The sequence below is a fragment of the Kribbella sp. NPDC026611 genome (genome assembly GCF_040638345.1).
Lineage (GTDB): Bacteria > Actinomycetota > Actinomycetes > Propionibacteriales > Kribbellaceae > Kribbella.
Genome location: NZ_JBEZYC010000007.1, coordinates 99,167 through 115,793 on the forward strand (window position 1 = coordinate 99,167; position 16,627 = coordinate 115,793).

General features: G+C 68.6%; 17 protein-coding genes. 13 read left to right on the forward strand and 4 right to left on the reverse strand.

All coding sequences use genetic code 11. The features are described from left to right. The first annotated feature begins 8 nt into the window (after positions 1 to 8). Positions 9 to 1,085, forward strand: a complete 1,077-nt coding sequence (gene prfA / locus AB0E69_RS27370) for a peptide chain release factor 1 (RefSeq protein WP_360151961.1) — start codon at positions 9 to 11, stop codon at positions 1,083 to 1,085. Continuing rightward, entirely contained in the window at positions 1,082 to 1,912 is an 831-nt protein-coding gene (gene prmC, locus AB0E69_RS27375; RefSeq protein WP_360151964.1) for a peptide chain release factor N(5)-glutamine methyltransferase, read from the forward strand. The genes prfA and prmC overlap by 4 nt, the downstream gene beginning before the upstream one ends. Here the strand turns inward: prmC and AB0E69_RS27380 are convergent. The 4 genes from AB0E69_RS27380 to AB0E69_RS27395 all read right to left on the reverse strand — a co-directional run bounded on the left by AB0E69_RS27380 (position 1,909) and on the right by AB0E69_RS27395 (position 6,956). Continuing rightward, positions 1,909 to 2,049, reverse strand: coding sequence for a hypothetical protein (locus AB0E69_RS27380; RefSeq protein ID WP_360151967.1), 141 nt, complete (start codon positions 2,047 to 2,049; stop codon positions 1,909 to 1,911). The two genes, prmC and AB0E69_RS27380, sit on opposite strands and share 4 nt — an antisense overlap. Before the next feature lie 86 nt (positions 2,050 to 2,135). Next, positions 2,136 to 3,068, reverse strand: a complete 933-nt coding sequence (locus tag AB0E69_RS27385) for a hypothetical protein (protein ID WP_360151969.1) — start codon at positions 3,066 to 3,068, stop codon at positions 2,136 to 2,138. Between the two features lie 17 nt (positions 3,069 to 3,085). Next, a complete protein-coding gene (locus tag AB0E69_RS27390; RefSeq protein ID WP_360151972.1) occupies positions 3,086 to 5,914 on the reverse strand; it encodes a BTAD domain-containing putative transcriptional regulator in 2,829 nt (942 codons plus the stop codon). A gap of 28 nt (positions 5,915 to 5,942) precedes the next feature. Then, the gene (locus tag AB0E69_RS27395; protein WP_360151975.1) at positions 5,943 to 6,956 is read right to left on the reverse strand and encodes an adenosine deaminase; all 1,014 of its coding nucleotides are present in this window, start codon (positions 6,954 to 6,956) and stop codon (positions 5,943 to 5,945) included. A 109-nt stretch (positions 6,957 to 7,065) separates the two neighbouring features. Between AB0E69_RS27395 and AB0E69_RS27400 the strand changes: the two genes are divergently transcribed. The 11 genes from AB0E69_RS27400 to atpD all read left to right on the forward strand — a co-directional run bounded on the left by AB0E69_RS27400 (position 7,066) and on the right by atpD (position 16,626). Further along, entirely contained in the window at positions 7,066 to 7,836 is a 771-nt protein-coding gene (locus tag AB0E69_RS27400) for an L-threonylcarbamoyladenylate synthase (protein ID WP_360151978.1), read from the forward strand. Continuing rightward, positions 7,836 to 8,954: an MraY family glycosyltransferase gene (locus tag AB0E69_RS27405; protein ID WP_360151981.1), complete on the forward strand. Its 1,119-nt coding sequence runs from the start codon at positions 7,836 to 7,838 to the stop codon at positions 8,952 to 8,954. The genes AB0E69_RS27400 and AB0E69_RS27405 overlap by 1 nt, the downstream gene beginning before the upstream one ends. A 206-nt stretch (positions 8,955 to 9,160) precedes the next feature. After that, positions 9,161 to 9,625, forward strand: coding sequence for a hypothetical protein (locus AB0E69_RS27410; RefSeq protein WP_360151984.1), 465 nt, complete (start codon positions 9,161 to 9,163; stop codon positions 9,623 to 9,625). Between the two features lie 90 nt (positions 9,626 to 9,715). After that, entirely contained in the window at positions 9,716 to 9,931 is a 216-nt protein-coding gene (locus AB0E69_RS27415; RefSeq protein ID WP_360151987.1) for a hypothetical protein, read from the forward strand. 109 nt (positions 9,932 to 10,040) lie between these two features. Then, complete coding sequence (gene atpB / locus AB0E69_RS27420) at positions 10,041 to 10,823, forward strand: F0F1 ATP synthase subunit A (RefSeq protein ID WP_360151990.1); 783 nt, start codon at positions 10,041 to 10,043, stop codon at positions 10,821 to 10,823. A gap of 76 nt (positions 10,824 to 10,899) precedes the next feature. After that, a complete protein-coding gene (atpE, locus tag AB0E69_RS27425; RefSeq protein ID WP_360151993.1) occupies positions 10,900 to 11,127 on the forward strand; it encodes an ATP synthase F0 subunit C in 228 nt (75 codons plus the stop codon). 35 nt (positions 11,128 to 11,162) lie between these two features. Next, a complete protein-coding gene (locus AB0E69_RS27430; protein WP_360151996.1) occupies positions 11,163 to 11,726 on the forward strand; it encodes a F0F1 ATP synthase subunit B in 564 nt (187 codons plus the stop codon). Beyond that, positions 11,726 to 12,523, forward strand: coding sequence for a F0F1 ATP synthase subunit delta (locus AB0E69_RS27435; protein WP_360151999.1), 798 nt, complete (start codon positions 11,726 to 11,728; stop codon positions 12,521 to 12,523). Before AB0E69_RS27430 ends, AB0E69_RS27435 begins: the two co-directional genes overlap by 1 nt. Positions 12,524 to 12,613: 90 nt before the next feature. Continuing rightward, complete coding sequence (gene atpA, locus AB0E69_RS27440; RefSeq protein ID WP_360152002.1) at positions 12,614 to 14,251, forward strand: F0F1 ATP synthase subunit alpha; 1,638 nt, start codon at positions 12,614 to 12,616, stop codon at positions 14,249 to 14,251. A gap of 3 nt (positions 14,252 to 14,254) precedes the next feature. Then, a complete protein-coding gene (locus AB0E69_RS27445; protein WP_360152005.1) occupies positions 14,255 to 15,166 on the forward strand; it encodes a F0F1 ATP synthase subunit gamma in 912 nt (303 codons plus the stop codon). A 5-nt stretch (positions 15,167 to 15,171) separates the two neighbouring features. Beyond that, complete coding sequence (atpD, locus tag AB0E69_RS27450) at positions 15,172 to 16,626, forward strand: F0F1 ATP synthase subunit beta (protein ID WP_360152008.1); 1,455 nt, start codon at positions 15,172 to 15,174, stop codon at positions 16,624 to 16,626. Position 16,627: the final 1 nt, after the last annotated feature.

The following is a 16,627-nucleotide window of genomic DNA, read 5'->3' on the forward strand; positions in this document are numbered from 1 at the left end:
AGTGCGGCATGTTCGAAGCGGTTGAGACATTGAAGGCGGAGTACGCCGAGCTGGAGCGGCAGATGTCCGATCCGGAGCTGCACTCCGACCAGGCCAACGCGCGACGGGTCGGCAAGCGGTACGCCGGACTCGCGCCCGTCGTGCGCACGTACGACGAGTGGCTGCAGACCGGGGACGACATCGAGGCGGCCCGCGAGCTCGCGTCCGAGGACCCGTCGTTCGCCGAGGAGGCGACCCGGCTGGCCGCCCGCCGCGACGAGCTGACCGAGAAGCTGCAGATGCTGCTGGTTCCGCGTGACCCCAACGACGACAAGGACGCGATCCTCGAGATCAAGGCCGGCGAGGGCGGCGAGGAGTCGGCGCTGTTCGCCGGCGATCTGCTGAAGATGTACCTGAAGTACGCCGAGTCGCAGAACTGGAAGACCGAGGTGCTCGACTCGGCCGAGTCCGACCTGGGCGGGTACAAGTCGGTCACGGTCGCGGTGAAGGCGAAGGGGACGCCGGAGCCGGGCGAGGCGCCGTACGCGAAGCTGAAGTTCGAGGGCGGGGTGCACCGGGTCCAGCGGGTGCCGGTGACCGAGTCGCAGGGGCGGATCCACACCTCCGCGGCCGGCGTACTGGTGCTGCCGGAGGCCGAGGACGTCGACGTCGAGATCGACCAGAACGACCTGCGGATCGACGTGTTCCGGTCGTCCGGACCGGGTGGGCAGAGCGTGAACACGACCGACTCCGCGGTCCGGATCACCCACCTCCCGACCGGCATCGTGGTGTCGATGCAGAACGAGAAGTCGCAGCTGCAGAACCGCGAGCAGGCGATGCGGGTACTGCGGGCCCGTTTGCTGGCCGCTGCTCAGGAGGCCGCCGACCAGGAGGCGTCCGACGCGCGCCGCTCGCAGATCCGCACGGTGGACCGCTCCGAGCGCGTCCGTACCTACAACTTCCCGGAGAACCGCTTCTCCGACCACCGCGTCGGCTACAAGGCCCACAACCTCGACCAGGTCCTGGGCGGCGACCTGGCCCCGGTCATCCAAGCCCTCACCGAAGCCGACCTCACCGCCCGTCTAGAGGCCGTCGAGTCCAAGTGAGCACGCGCACGTTGGTGGCCGACGCCGCGGAGAGGCTGGCGGCTGCGGGGGTCGCGTCGCCTGAGTACGACGCCGCTGAACTGCTGGCCTTCGTGACCAACTCGAGCCGGCTGCACCTGAGCGATCCCACCTCGGAGCAGCTGGCCCGGTTCCAGGAGTTGGTTGGTCGGCGTGCGGCTCGGGAGCCTCTGCAGCATCTGACCGGGACCGCGGCGTTTCGGTACCGGGAGCTGGCGGTGGGGCCGGGGGTGTTTGTGCCTCGGCCGGAGACCGAGGTGATGGTCGGGTGGGTGTTGGAGCGGATCGCGGGCGTGAAGGATCCGCTGGTGGTGGATCTGTGCAGCGGGTCAGGGGCGATTGCGGGCGCGGTCGCCACCGAGCGGCCGGACAGCGTCGTACATGCGGTCGAGTTGTCGGCGGAGGCGATTCCGTGGGCCCGGCGGAACCTGGCGGGGACCGGGGCGATCCTGCACGAAGGGGACATCGACGGGTGTCTGCCGGAGCTCGACGGGCTCGTGGACGCGGTGATCTCCAACCCGCCGTACATCCCGCTGACCGCCTGGGAGTCCGTCACCGCCGAGGTGCGGGACCACGACCCGGCGCTCGCGCTCTGGTCGGGTGACGACGGGCTCGACGAGATCAAGGTTGTCGCCGCCACTGCCGGCCGGCTGCTCAAGCCCGACGGCTGGTTCGCCTGCGAACACGCCGATGTCCAGGGCGAATCAGCCCCGGCCGTCTTCGCCGCCACCGGTCTGTTCACCGAGGTCCGCGACCACCAGGACCTGGCCGGCCGCAACAGATTCGCGACCGGCCGCAGAATTTCCTAGTCCAGCGTGGCGTTCAGACCGAACACCAGCACCGCGAGTACCAACAAGATGCCCGCGGCAACCAGTTCGGCCCGCGCGCCGTTCACCATCCAGTAGGCCCTGACCCGGTCGATCGCGGCATACCAACTACCGGTCATTTCACACACTTTCCGCGCTCAGCCCACAGGCACTCCTCTGTACCCGCACAGTTAGTTCCCACCCAACACCCGGTTGAAACCTGCGTTTACTCGTAGACCACGAACTCCGGGCGGGGCTCGAGGGCCAGGACCTGGGTGGGGGTCATCAGGGGGCCGTGGCGGGTGTCTTCCTCGTAAAAGAGTTTGAAGCCGGGGTGGACGGCGGGTGCGAGCTTCGCGGTGAGTTTGGTCCACGTCTTGAGCTTGTCCTCGGCGGCGCCGATGCCGTCGACGGACTTGATGATGACCACGCCGGGGTGCTTCGTGAGCGCCTGCTCGTTGGAGACGATGCGGGTGGAGAGCTGGTGGAAGACGAACGGTTTCTCGGGCAAGTCGTTGGCCTGCACCAAGCCGGAGAGGTACGACGCGATGCTGTCGAGCTCAGCGCCCGTGGTGTGGCCGAAGACGCGGCCCGGCACCTGACCCGGGCCGACCGCCCACTCGGGATCGAACGCCAGGCCGACGTCCGGCTCCTTCAGCCAGCGCTCCAGCCGCTTCACCTCCGGCAGGATCTTCGCCCGGCCGGGCTGGAGGTCGAGCAGCAGCAGCATCTTGTGCTTCCGCGCGACCGCGAGGTACCGCTCGATCGCGGCGTCGTCGAGCCGGCCGCGGAACATTCCGTCCTTCCCGCGTGACCCCTTGGCGACCACCGCGATCAGCTCCAGCACCGGCTGCGGCGTACGTCCACCGGCGTACGCCTGCGAGAGCTTCTCCAGCTTCGCTGCTTTCGCGTCGAGGTCCCTGTCCAACGGCCCGAGCGCAGGAGAGCCCGGCAGACCGACGTAACCAACCAGTTGGTACTTCGGGAACAGGACCCGCCCGCCGCGCGGCAGATCGCCGTCTGCGGGCGGCGGAGGAGGTGTTGGCGTAGGAGACGCCGACGTTGGCGAAGGGGCAGGAGCGTCGACCTTGGCGGGTACGTCGCTACAGGCCGCCACCGACAGCAATACGGCGGCCAGAACCCCACAGACTTTCCGCACCGCACCAGCGAACCACATCACGCCGCAGGAGTCGTCCGCTCCAGTCCACCGGCGGCGCGGACCACCATGGACTCCTGTCCGTCGTCCAGTGCGAGCTCCAGCGCCCGTGCGAAATGCGGACGGGCCGCGGCCAGCTCGCCCTTCGCCAGCAGGGTTTCTGCCAGCCGCAGGTGCGCGTTCTGCTGCGACAGCGCCGAGTCACTCTCCAGCGCGAGCTCCAACGACTTCCGCCCGACGTCGAGCGCCTCCACCCACCGCTCCTGCCGCGTGTACGCCGTACTGAGGAACGCGTAGGTGTAGATGAGGCTGTAGTCGGACCCACGCTCCATCCCGAGCTGCTGAGCGCGCGTCAGCGCCGCCACAGCCTCGTCCACCCGACCCAGGTCGAGCAGACACTCACCAATCCCGTTCAGCACCTCAGGCTGTACGGCGATGTCCCCGCCCGCGTCTGCGATCCGCAGCGACTCCTCGTACGCCGCCAGCGCGTCCGCAAACGCCAACCGGTCGCCGTACGTCACCCCGAGATACGCGAGCACCCGCGCCTCGCTGCTCGGATCACCAGCCTGCCGCGCCACCACCAGTGCCTCGTTGAGTACGGCGATCGCCTCCGCGTCCGGGCTGAGCTTCGCCAGGCTGTAACCGATCGACGCGAGCAACCGGGCCCGCAGCGTCGGATCCGCGTCGGCCGGGAGCCTGCGCCGGGCCTCCTGCAACGTCTGCAGGCTCGCCTCGGCACCCAGCCGGTACCGACCGAGGCTGCCGATCGACAACAGCACCCGCGACTCGGCTTCCGGATCGGAGTCGCGTACGGCGGCCCGCAACGCGAGCTGCAGCGCCTCGTCCATCTCGTAGACCTGCCCACGCTGGAAGAAGCACGACGCGATCGCCAGACCCGTCCGCCACGCCCGCTCCAGCTCACCGCTCGACTCGGCGAACCGGATGGTCTCCAGCACGTTCGCCCCCTCGGTATCGATCCACTGCAACCCTGCGGCCACCGACGCGAACGTCGGCACCCGGACTGGCGCCGGCGTAGGTAGGGGATGCAGCCGGCTGCTGAAGATCACCGCACTGGCCTCTGCCGTCGCGTAGAGGTAGTAGTCCAGCAAGCGCTCCAAAGCCGACGTGTCCGGCTCCAGCGTCCGTGCGTACTGCCGTAGCAGGTCGTGGAACTGGAACCGCCCGGGATGCAGCTGCAGCAACAGGTTCGCGTCTACGAGCTGCTCCAGCAGGTCCTCTGCCTCTAAGGGGTCCACGTCGGCCAGCGCGGCCGCGGCATACAGCTCGATGTCCTGGCCGGTCATCGCGCCGAGCAACCGGAAGAAGCGCTGCTGGTCCGGCGGCAGATGCTCGTAGGACAAGGCAAAGGCGGGGGAGACCCCGCCACTGTCCGTGCTCAGCTCCGCGAGCCGTCTGTCCTCCGCGTCCAGCCGTTTGCTCAGGTGCTCGATCGTCCAGCTCGGCCTGTGCCGCAGCCGCGATCCGGCCACCCGGATCGCCAGCGGCAGATGGCCGCACTGGCTCACCACAGCCGCAGCAGCTGCTGAGTCACCAGCCCGGTCCGGTCCAACGATCTCAGCCAGCAACGCCTGTGCGTCCGCAGGCCGCAGTACGTCGAGAGCGACCCTAGCCGTCGCGTCCAGACCGGTCAGCTGCCGCCGGCTGGTCACCAGCACGCCACAGGTCGGACTACCGGCCAGCAACGGACGCACCGCCGCACTGTCCGGTGCATTGTCGAGTACGACGAGGATGCGCCGACCAGCAAGCTCCGACCGCCACAGCGCCGCTCGCTCCTCCAGGTCGGCCGGGATGCGGTCGGCCGGCACAGACAGCGTGCGCAGCAACCGATCCAGCGCCTGCAGCGCCGACACAGGTTCGTTCCCCGGCGTGTAGCCGTGCAGGTCGATGAAGAGCCGACCGTCGGGATAGACGTCACTCAGCTGCCGTGCCGCCCGTACTGCGAGGGCCGTCTTGCCCACTCCGGCCATGCCGTCGATAGCGACCACTGCGGGCCTGGGACGACTCAGCGCGCCGACCACCTCCTGCAGGACGTCGTCCCGGCCGACGAACGCGGCACCGTCGTACGGCAGCTCGTCACGCACTGCCGGACGGGCCTCCGGCTCGTCGTTCTGCAGGATGCGCTCGTGGATGGCCCGTAGCGCCGGGCCGGGCTCGACGCCGAGCTGGTCGATCAGCTCCCGCCGCGTCCGCGTGTACGTGTCGAGCGCTTCAGAGACGCGACCACTGCGCCAGTACGCGAGCATCAGCTGGCCCGCGAACTGTTCGCGCAGCCGGTCCTGCTCCACCAGCGCGACCAGCTCCGGTACGAGGTCGCCGTACCGCCCCCGGTCGAGGTCCAGGTCGATCCGCTCGGCCAGCACCTTCAGACGGCGCTCGGTCAGCCGGTGCCGCTGCACGCTGAGGTAGTGGCCAGGCAGACCGCTGAAGGGCTCACCTGCGAACAGTGCAAGGGCTTCCGACAGCTTCGTCGCGGCCAAGTCCTTGTCACTGGCCGCGCTACCTTCGCTGACCAGCCGCTCGAACCGTGCCAAGTCCAGCGCTTCCGGTGCGAGCCGCAGGCTGTACCCCTCTCGGCTGTGCACCAGCACGTTCGGAGGCAGCGCCTGGCGAAGCCGGTAGACGTACGGCGGCACGATGCGGACGCCGCTGGCCGGTAGCGCGTCGTCCCACACCAGCTCGACCAGCTCCTCGGCCGGCACAACCTGATTGGCCCGCAACGCCAGCACGGCCAGCAACGCCTGCTGCCGCACCGGACCGAGATCCAGCCTGGCCTCGCCCGACCAGCCCCGCAGGGGGCCCAGCAGATCGAGGCGCAGGTCTCCGGTCACGGACTACATTCTGGCAGCTACGCGCTGTTCAGCTCACATATGCGGCGATGTCCGACAGCAGCGCATCCTTCACGCTGTCCTCGGCGAACGACACTCGTACCGCGGTCTTCGCCAGCTCGGCCACGCCCGCCTCGTCGAGGTCGAGCAGCCGGGCCGCGACGGCGTACTCGCTGGTGAGATCGGTGCCGAACATCGGCGGGTCGTCCGAGTTGATCGTGACCACGAGTCCGGCGTCGACCATCGCGCGCAGTGGGTGCACGTCGTACGACGCGACCGCGCGGGTGGCGATGTTCGACGTCGGGCTGACCTCGAGCGGGATCCGGTGCTCGCCCAGGTACTCGACCAGCGCCGGGTCCTGCATCGCCGACGTGCCGTGGCCGATCCGCTCGGCCTTCAGCACCCGGATCGCGTCCCAGATCGTCTCCGGCCCGGTCGTCTCGCCCGCGTGCGGCACGCTGTGCAGCCCGGCGGCGATCGCCTCCTCGAAGTACGGCGCGAACTGCGGCCGCGGTACGCCGATCTCCGGCCCGCCGAGCCCGAACCCGACCAGACCCTCGGGCCGGAGCTTCGTCGCGATCCGCAACGTCTCCGCGGCCCCCTCCAGCCCGACCTCGCCCGGGATGTCGAAGATCCAGCGCAGCACCAGGCCGAACTCCTTCTCGGCCGCCACCCGCGCGTCCTCGATCGCCTCGCAGAACGCCTCGGCCGCGATCCCGCGGGCCACCGACGTGTACGGCGTGACGGTCAGCTCGGCGTACCGCAGGTTCTGCTGCTCGGCCATCTCGCGGGCAATCTCGTAGGTCAGCAGGCGGACGTCGTCGGGCGTCCTGATCAGGTCGACAACGGTCAGGTACAGCTGGATGAAGTGCGCGAAGTCGTGGAACTTGAAGTACTCGACCAGCGCGGCCGGGTCGGTCGGCACCGGCGACCCCGGGTGCCGCGCGGCCAGCTCGGCGACGATCCGCGGCGACGCGGACCCGACGTGGTGGACATGCAGCTCGGCCTTCGGCAACCCGGCAAGGAACTCACGCGACACGGTCATGGGCGAGATCTTAGGGATCGGGCGGCCCGGGCGGGCGGAAAGCTGACAATTGATTGTCAGCAACGACCCGGTTGGAGTCCAGGCCCGCGTGAGTGGCACGATTCGGTCCGTGAGTGAGCGCTTCGAATTCACCGGTGACGAACTGGCGCCGGCCTTCCGTGCCGCGGTGGACGCGATCGAGGTGGGCGACCTGGTCGTGCTGCCGACCGACACCGTGTACGGAATCGCCGCCGATGCCTTCAAGGCCGACGCTGTCCAGCGGCTGCTGGACGCCAAGGGTCGCGGCCGCGACATGCCGCCGCCGGTGCTGATCTCGGTGGTCGAGTCGCTGGACGCGCTCGCCACCGACGTCCCGGACGCCGGGCGCAAGCTGTGCGAGGAGTTCTGGCCGGGTCCGCTGACGGTGATCTGCCACGCGCAGACGTCGCTGATGTGGGACCTGGGGGAGACCCAGGGCACGGTCGCGCTGCGCGTGCCGGACCACGAGAACACCCGCGAGCTGCTCTCCCGGACCGGTCCGCTGGCGGTCAGCTCGGCGAACAAGTCCGGCCGGCCGGCGGCCCTGGACGTGTACGACGCCGAGGAGCAGCTGGCCGACTCGGTCGCCGTGTACCTCGACGGCGGCCCCGTCACCGGCGGCCAACCGTCCACCATCGTCGACCTCACCGGCGACGTACCGCGGGTGGTCCGCCTCGGCGCCCTCACCCTGGCCCAGCTGCAGGCAATCGTCCCCGAGGTCACAGCCGACGACGAAAAGCCCGCCGGGGACAAGCCCGCCGAAGACAAGCCGGTCGACGAGCAGCCAACCGAAGCGCCGGTCGAGACGTCCAATGCGCAGGACGAGAAGCCAACCAACCCCGACGCGAGGCCTGCCGACTAGTGCGCGAGTACCTGCTGGTCCTGTTCGTGGCCATGGCCACGACCTTTCTGCTGACCGGCGTGGCCCGGATGATCGCAGTGCGGTACGGCGCGGTCGCCAAGGTCCGGGCCCGGGACGTGCACAAGGTCCCGATCCCGTACTTCGGCGGGATCTCGATCCTCGGCGGCCTGATCGCCGGGTTCGCGGTCGCGTCCAGCCTGCCGTTCCTCGGCAACAGCCTGCAGGTCGCGCACGACGCCCGGGCGATCCTGATCGGCGGCGTGGTGATCTGCGCGGTCGGCGTGATCGACGACCTCTACGAGCTGGACGCGATCACCAAGCTGGCCGGCGAGGTGCTCGCGGTCGGCGTGATGGTTGTCCAGGGCATCCAGTTGTTCTGGCTCCCGCTGCCCGGCGGCGTGATCTCGCCGTCGGCCGCGCAGCTCGCCGTCCTCACCGCCGGCATCATGCTGGTGTCCTGCAACGCGGTGAACTTCGTCGACGGCCTCGACGGTCTCGCGGCCGGGGTGACCGCGATCGGCGCGACCGCGTTCTTCATCTACTCGTACCTGCTGAACGTGCACGAGAACCTCGACCGCGCCACCACCTCGACGCTGATCACGGTCGCGCTGGCCGGCGCCTGCCTCGGCTTCCTGCCGCACAACTTCTTCCCGGCACGGGTTTTCATGGGCGACTCCGGCGCCCTGCTGATCGGCCTGATGCTGGCCGCGTCGACGATCAGCCTCACCGGCCAGATGGACCCGAACGCGGTCCCGTACGAGGTCGGCGGCTCCAGCCTGCTGCCCGCACTGCTTCCGTTGGTCCTCCCCATCGCCATCCTCGCGATCCCGGCGCTGGACCTGACGCTCGCCTACATCCGCCGTACCAAGGCCGGCCGCTCGCCGTTCGCCGCGGACAAGCAGCACCTCCACCACCGGCTCATGCAGCGCGGCCACTCGCACCGCCGGGCCGTCCTGCTGATGTACCTCTGGACCGCCCTGATCGCGTACGGCGTCGTCGTCCTCGGCCTGGTTCTGTACTGGTGGACGGCCCTGATCGTGCTGGCCGTGGCGGTCACCGCGATCGTGCTCACCGCGGGTTTGCCGAGGCGATCGCGGAAACCGCTCGCCAAGGTGTGAACCCGAACTGGTAGGGACCAGACCACTCGGCGTTGTGGCCTACCGATAAGGTGTGGCTGTACAGCGGCAGGGAGGCTCGTTTTGCTGACCGTGCAGACTTTGTGCTAGTTTTCACAAGCACCAGCAAAGAACAGCGACACCCCTGACCCCGCCCACCCGACGAACTGGCCGCGAGACCAGCTTCGCCAGCAGGACGGAACCACCAGATGGCTCCTTCGGACCCCACCCCGAAAGTCGCCGGCCAAGCTACCAGGCACCCGGCGCTGGCAATGCTGCGTGGCGCACTGATCGCCGCGCTCGTCGTGGGCGTGAATGCGATCGCGGTGTCCGCCGTCTGGGTCGGTCTGCCCGGTTTCCTGGGCGCGGTCCTCGGCCTGCTGATCGTGGTCGTCTTCTCCGGCGTCGGCCTGCTCGCGCTGCACCTGTCCCGCAAGGCGTCTCCGACCACGCAGCTCGCCGTCGCGATGGCGTCGTACACCGGCCGGATCGCGGTTTTCGGTGGCCTGCTGGCGGTCGCGCTGAGCTCGGACAGCCTGGCGGAGCACGTGAACCTGACCGTGCTCGGCCTGGTCGCCCTGGTCGTCGTGATGGGCTGGATGGCCGGCGAGATCTGGGCCTGGTCGCGGCTCCGGGTGCCGATCTACGACCTCGACAAAGAGGTGAACGCATGAGCACCGTGAGTAACGATTCGCCTGCTGTGGTGGAGGTTACGTGTCCCGATGTGACCGCTTCTGTTGGCAACTGGTACGTTTCGGGTGCCAATGAGCGAGCATCAGGATCCGAAGCCATCACCCCCGAATTCGGGCGACGGCTGGCGGGTCCTGTCCTACTTGATCGGCGGTGTCCTGATCTACGGGGGCATCGGGTTCGGGTTGGATCGACTCTTCGGCACCCAGTTCCTGCTTCCGGTGGGCATCGTGCTCGGTGCCGGGCTCACCATCTTGTTGCTGCACTTCCGGTACGGGTCGCGGTCCTGAGCGAGGACCCGATTCTTACCGGGTCTGACGTTGTTGACCGCCATGCCCTGAGCCGCCCTGCCCTTTGCCACAAGGCGTCCGACTTGAGCACGACGCGAGAGGAGACCCGGTGATTACCGGCGTTCCGACCGAGTTCACCCCGCCCGGTCCAGAAAGCTTCGATCTCCCGCCGATCATCGACGGCGTTCCCTGGCTGACCAAGCCGGTCCTGGTGGCCGCGCTCTCGGTCATCGTCATCATCTGGTTCTTCTACGGCGCCGCCCGCAAGTCGGCGATCGTGCCGAGCAAGCTCCAGTTCACCGGCGAGCTCGCGTACAACTTCGTCCGCAACTCGATCGCCCGGGACGCCATCGGCAGCCAGGACTACATGAAGTACGTGCCGTACCTGTGCGGCCTGTTCTTCTTCATCCTGCTGAACAACGTGGCCGGCTCGATCCCGCTGATCCAGTTCCCGACCTTCAGCCACGCCGGCTGGGCGTACATCGCCGCGATCATGAGCTGGGTCATCTACAACGTCGCCGGCATCCGCCGGCACGGCCCGTGGGGCTACTTCAAGCTCCAGACCATGCCGGCCGGGGTGCCGGGCTGGCTGCTGCCGCTGATGATCCCGATCGAGTTCATCTCGAACATCCTGGTCCGGCCGATCTCGCTGAGCCTGCGGTTGTTCGCCAACATGTTCGCCGGCCACCTGCTGCTGGGTGTGTTCGTGATCGGCGGCGAGTACCTGGTGTTCGAGTCCGGCAAGATCGCGCTCGGCGGCGTCGGCATCGTCACGCTGATCTTCGGTCTCGCGATCGCCGGCCTGGAGGTGTTCGTGCAGTGCATCCAGGCGTACATCTTCGTCGTGCTGACCGCGCAGTACATCGGCAGCGCGATCGCCGACGAGCACTGACCCGTACCACCCACCTAGTCCCGTAGTAACGGAAACCCGGATAGATCCCTATCCGTACCGAAAGGAAACACCTGAAATGGCTCTCGAGATTGCCGGCAACATCGCCGTCCTCGGCTACGGCCTCGCCGCCATCGGCCCGGGCATCGGCGTCGGCCTGATCTTCGCCGCCGTGATCAACGGCACCGCGCGGCAGCCGGAGGCCCAGAGCAAGCTGCAGTCGATCGCCTGGATCGGCTTCGGTGTCACCGAGGTTCTGGCCATCATCGGTATCGCGCTCGCCTTTGTCTTCAAGGCCAGCAGCTGATCTCCCCTTTCCAGACTGACTGACAGGAATCAGACATGATGACGATGGTGCTACCCCTCGAGGCAAAGCAGCCGAACCCGCTGATGCCCGAGACCGCTGAGATCATCTTCGGCTTCGTGTTCCTGATCCTGCTGGCCATCGCCTTCGCCAAGTTCGTCGTGCCCCGGTTCGAAAAGGCGTACGCCGACCGGACCGCGGCGATCGAGGGCGGGATGGAACAGGCCAAGCAGGCCCAGGCCGAGGCGAAGGCCGCACTGGACAAGTACAACGCGCAGCTGGCCGAGGCCCGGCAGGAAGCTGCGAAGATCCGCGAGGACGCCCGCGAGCAGGGTGCCCAGATCATCGCGGAGATGCGCGAGCAGGCGAACGCGGAGGCCGAGCGGATCGTCACCCACGCCCGCGCGCAGATCGACGCCGAGCGGGCGCAGGCGGTGGCCTCGCTGCGCAGCGAGGTCGGCTCGATGGCAACCACGCTGGCCGGCCGGATCGTCGGTGAGTCGCTCGAGGACGAGGCCCGGCAGCGCCGGACCGTCGAGCGCTTCCTGGACGAGCTGGAGCAGTCGGAGTCGGCGCGCCAGGCTGTCGGAACGGACGGCTGATGCGCGGCGCGTCGCACGAGTCACTCGCCCGGGCCGAGGAAGCCCTGGCGAGTGCACGCCCGGCCGAGGCGCTGGGCTCGGAGCTGTTCTCGCTCGCCAAGCTGGTCGACGGCAGCGGCGCGCTCCGGCGGGCCCTGACCGACCCGGCCCGCCCCTCGGCGGCGAAGACCGGCCTGGTGCAGCAGTTGTTCGGCGGCAAGGTCTCCGCCCAGGCGTTGGAGATCCTGACCGTCGCGGTGTCCGGTCGCTGGGTCAGCGGCCGGGACCTGGGTGACGCCCTGGACCAGCTCAGCGTCGAGGCCGAGGTGGCGTACGCCGACACCCGGGGCGCGCTGGACGAGGTCGAGGACGAGCTGTTCCGGCTGGACCGGGTCGTCGCGGGCGAGCGGGCGCTGGCCGAGAAGCTGGGCGATCGGCGGATCCCGGTCGCGCAGCGGCAGGAGCTGCTCGGTGGACTGCTGCAGGGCAAGGCCGACGCCACCACGGTGCGGCTGGCCGAGCGGGCGGTGGACGGCCGGGGCCGAGGCTTCGCCGCCTCGATGCGGAGCTACCAGGTCGCCGCGGCGGCCCGGCGGAACGCCAGCATCGCCACCGTGCGGGTGGCCACCGACCTGACCGAGGCCGAGCGGACGCGGCTGGCCGCGGCGCTGACCCGGCAGTACGGCCGGCAGATCCAGCTGAACGTCATCGTCGACCCGCACGTGGTCGGCGGCGTCCGGGTGGACATCGGCGACGAAGTGATCGACGGAACCATCGCGGCCCGGCTCGACGACGCGCAACGGCGTATCGCGGGCTGACGGCCCTTAACGACAGATTCGGCGCTAAGGGTCGGGAAAGCCTTTAGGGCCCACAACAGGCCAGCAAGGTCAAAGGAAGCAGGAAGCACAATGGCTGAGCTCACGATCAGGCCGGAGGAGATCCGGGACGCCCTGGATCGGTTCGTCACCGAGTACCAACCGGCCGATAGCGCCGCCGAGGAGGTCGGCACCGTCGTCGACGCCGGCGACGGGATCGCGCACGTCGAGGGCCTGCCCTCGGCGATGACCAACGAGCTGCTCGAGTTCGAGGACGGCACCCGCGGCATCGCGCTGAACCTGGATGTCCGCGACATCGGTGTCGTCGTCCTCGGTGAGTTCGACGGGATCGACGAGGGCCAGCAGGTGCGCCGCACCGGCACGGTGCTCTCGGTACCGGTCGGCGAGGGCTACCTGGGTCGCGTCGTCGACCCGCTGGGCAAGCCGATCGACGGCCTGGGCGAGATCCAGAACCTCGAGGGCCAGCGCGCGCTCGAGCTCCAGGCGGCCGGCGTGATGGACCGCCAGGAGGTCCGCGAGCCGCTGCAGACCGGTATCAAGGCGATCGACGGCATGATCCCGATCGGCCGTGGCCAGCGCGAGCTGATCATCGGCGACCGCAAGACCGGCAAGACGGCGATCGCGGTCGACACGATCATCAACCAGAAGGCCAACTGGGAGTCCGGCGACCCGAAGAAGCAGGTCCGCTGCATCTACGTCGCCGTCGGCCAGAAGGGCTCGACGATCGCCGCCGTCCGCGGTGCGCTCGAAGAGGCCGGCGCGATGGAGTACACCACCATCGTCGCCTCGCCGGCGTCCGACCCGGCCGGCTTCAAGTACGTCGCGCCGTACACCGGCTCGGCGATCGGCCAGCACTGGATGTACCAGGGCAAGCACGTCCTGATCGTCTTCGACGACCTGACCAAGCAGGCCGAGGCGTACCGCGCGATGTCGCTGCTGCTGCGCCGCCCGCCGGGCCGCGAGGCGTACCCGGGTGACGTCTTCTACCTGCACAGCCGGCTGCTCGAGCGCTGCGCGAAGCTGTCCGACGAGCTCGGCGGCGGCTCGATGACCGGTCTGCCGATCATCGAGACCAAGGCCAACGACGTCTCGGCGTTCATCCCGACCAACGTCATCTCGATCACCGACGGCCAGATCTTCCTCCAGTCGGACCTGTTCAACGCCAACATCCGGCCGGCCATCGACGTCGGTATCTCGGTCTCCCGGGTCGGCGGCGCCGCGCAGGTCAAGGGCATGAAGAACGTGTCCGGCTCGCTGAAGATCGACCTGGCCCAGTTCCGCGCGATGGAGGCGTTCGCGATGTTCGCGTCCGACCTCGACGCGACCTCCCGCCGGCAGCTCGACCGGGGCCAGCGGCTGGTGCAGCTGCTCCGTCAGCCGCAGTACTCGCCGTACCCGGTGGAGGAGCAGATCGTCTCCATCTGGTCCGGGACCCGGGGCAAGTTCGACGACGTCCCGGTGAACGACGTACTGCGGTTCGAGCGGGACTTCCTGGACTACCTGCGGCGCGAGAGCAAGGTGCTCGACGCGATCCGTGAGTCCGGGCTGTTCGGCGACGACGAGGCGCAGGCCGTGACCGAGGCGCTGGACGCGTTCAAGCCGACCTTCCAGACCTCCGAGGGCACGCTGCTGGGCACCGAGGCCGAGGCCGAGGCGATGGACGAGGGCGACGTGGAGCAGGAGCAGATCGTCCGGCAGAAGCGGGGCTGACCGATGCCGGCCAATCTACGGGAACTTCGCGATCGTAAGGCCTCGGTCACGACGATCAAGAAGCTGACCCGCGCGATGGAGCTCATCGCGGCGTCCCGGATCGTCAAGGCGCAGCAACGCGCCCAGGCGGCCGGTCCGTACGCGCGTGAGCTCACCCGTGCCGTGTCGGCGGTGGCGACGTTCTCGAACGTCGACCACCCGCTGACCACCGAGAAGCCGAACCCGAAGCGGGCCGCGGTGCTGCTGATCACCTCCGACCGCGGTCAGGCCGGGGCCTACTCCTCGAACGTGATCCGCGAAGGGGAGCGGCTGAACCAGCTGCTGCGCGAGGACGGCAAGGAGCTGGTCTCCTACCTCAGCGGCCGCAAGGGCCTGGCGTACTACTCCTTCCGGCAGCGTGCGGTCGCGCAGTCGTGGACCGGTGACTCCGACAACCCGAGCTTCGCCCGGGCCCGGGAGATCGCCGACGCGCTGATCGAGGCCTTCCTGACCCCGACCGAGGAGGGCGGCGTGGACGAGATCCACATCGTCTTCACCCGGTTCGTGTCGATGCTGACCCAGCGGGCGGACGTGATCCGGCTGCTGCCGCTGGAGGTCGTCGAGGGCGAGGAAGCACCGGCGGCGGATGACGTGCTGCCGCTGTACGAGTTCGAGCCGTCGGCCGAAGAGGTGCTCGACGGGCTGCTGCCGAAGTACGTCGCCAGCCGGATCCACTGGTGCATGCTGCAGGCGGCGGCCTCCGAGCTGGCCAACCGGCAGCGCGCCATGAAGTCCGCGACGGACAACGCGCAGGACCTGATCGAAAGCCTCACGCGGGACCTGAACCAGGCCCGCCAGGCTCAAATTACCCAGGAAATCAGCGAGATCGTCGGTGGCGCCAGCGCGCTCGCCGACGCGAGCGCCGGGAGCGAGTGAGAGAGATGACTGCCACGGTTACCGAGAAGAACAACGAGGCTGGTGCCACCGGCACCGGTCGCGTCGCCCGGGTGATCGGCCCGGTCGTCGACGTCGAGTTCGCGGCCGACGCGATGCCCGACATGTACAACGCGCTCGAGGTGGAGATCACCCTCGGCGACGTCACCCAGACGATCACCCTCGAGGTTGCGCTGCACGTCGGCGACAACATCGTCCGGGCGATCTCGATGAAGCCGACCGACGGTCTGGTCCGGGGCGCCGAGGTGCGCGACACCGGCGCCGCGATCTCCGTCCCGGTCGGTGACGTCACCAAGGGCCGGGTCTGGTCCGTGACCGGCAAGTGCCTGAACCAGGACGAGTCCGAGTTCGAGATCGCCGAGCGCTGGCCGATCCACCGCAAGGCGCCGGCCTTCGACCAGCTCGAGTCCAAGACCGAGATGCTGGAGACCGGCATCAAGGTGCTCGACCTGCTCACGCCGTACGTCCAGGGCGGCAAGATCGGCCTGTTCGGCGGTGCGGGTGTCGGCAAGACCGTTCTGATCCAGGAGATGATCTACCGGATCGCCCACAACTTCGGTGGTACGTCGGTGTTCGCCGGCGTCGGTGAGCGGACCCGTGAGGGCAACGACCTGATCAACGAGATGGAAGAGGCCGGCGTCTTCAAGGACACCGCGCTGGTCTTCGGTCAGATGGACGAGCCGCCGGGCACCCGGTTGCGGGTGGCGCTGTCGGCGCTGACGATGGCGGAGTACTTCCGCGACGTCAAGGAGCAGGACGTACTGCTCTTCATCGACAACATCTTCCGGTTCACCCAGGCCGGTTCCGAGGTCTCGACGCTGCTCGGCCGGATGCCGTCGGCCGTCGGGTACCAGCCGAACCTGGCCGACGAGATGGGCGTGCTGCAGGAGCGGATCACGTCGACCCGGGGTCACTCGATCACCTCGATGCAGGCGATCTACGTGCCCGCCGACGACTACACCGACCCGGCGCCGGCGACCACCTTCGCCCACCTGGACGCGACCACCGAGCTCTCCCGTGACATCGCGTCGCGTGGTCTGTACCCGGCCGTCGACCCGCTGACCTCCACGTCGCGGATCCTCGACCCGCAGTACATCGGCCAGGCGCACTACGACGTGGCCGTCCGGGTGAAGCAGATCCTGCAGAAGAACAAGGAGCTGCAGGACATCATCGCGATCCTGGGTGTCGACGAGCTCTCCGAAGAGGACAAGATCACCGTCGCCCGCGCGCGCCGGATCGAGCAGTTCCTGTCCCAGAACACCTACATGGCGGAGAAGTTCACCAACATCCCGGGCTCCACGGTGCCGCTGAAGGACACCATCGAGTCCTTCCAGAAGATCACCGAGGGCGAGTACGACCACGTCGCCGAGCAGGCCTTCTTCAACGTCGGCTCGCTGGACGACGTCGACCGCAAGTGGGCCGAGCTGCAGAAGGAAAACTGAG

Bases quoted from the DNA above. Each gene is read 5' to 3' on its own strand.
- AB0E69_RS27380 (WP_360151967.1), bottom strand. From the start codon at position 2,049: ATGACCGGTAGTTGGTATGCCGCGATCGACCGGGTCAGGGCCTACTGG.
- prfA (WP_360151961.1), top strand. From the start codon at position 9: ATGTTCGAAGCGGTTGAGACATTGAAGGCGGAGTACGCCGAGCTGGAG.
- AB0E69_RS27435 (WP_360151999.1), top strand. From the start codon at position 11,726: ATGCGCGGCGCGTCGCACGAGTCACTCGCCCGGGCCGAGGAAGCCCTG.
- AB0E69_RS27445 (WP_360152005.1), top strand. From the start codon at position 14,255: ATGCCGGCCAATCTACGGGAACTTCGCGATCGTAAGGCCTCGGTCACG.
- atpE (WP_360151993.1), top strand. From the start codon at position 10,900: ATGGCTCTCGAGATTGCCGGCAACATCGCCGTCCTCGGCTACGGCCTC.
- AB0E69_RS27430 (WP_360151996.1), top strand. From the start codon at position 11,163: ATGATGACGATGGTGCTACCCCTCGAGGCAAAGCAGCCGAACCCGCTG.
- AB0E69_RS27410 (WP_360151984.1), top strand. From the start codon at position 9,161: ATGGCTCCTTCGGACCCCACCCCGAAAGTCGCCGGCCAAGCTACCAGG.
- atpD (WP_360152008.1), top strand. From the start codon at position 15,172: ATGACTGCCACGGTTACCGAGAAGAACAACGAGGCTGGTGCCACCGGC.
- AB0E69_RS27415 (WP_360151987.1), top strand. From the start codon at position 9,716: ATGAGCGAGCATCAGGATCCGAAGCCATCACCCCCGAATTCGGGCGAC.
- AB0E69_RS27395 (WP_360151975.1), bottom strand. From the start codon at position 6,956: ATGACCGTGTCGCGTGAGTTCCTTGCCGGGTTGCCGAAGGCCGAGCTG.
- atpA (WP_360152002.1), top strand. From the start codon at position 12,614: ATGGCTGAGCTCACGATCAGGCCGGAGGAGATCCGGGACGCCCTGGAT.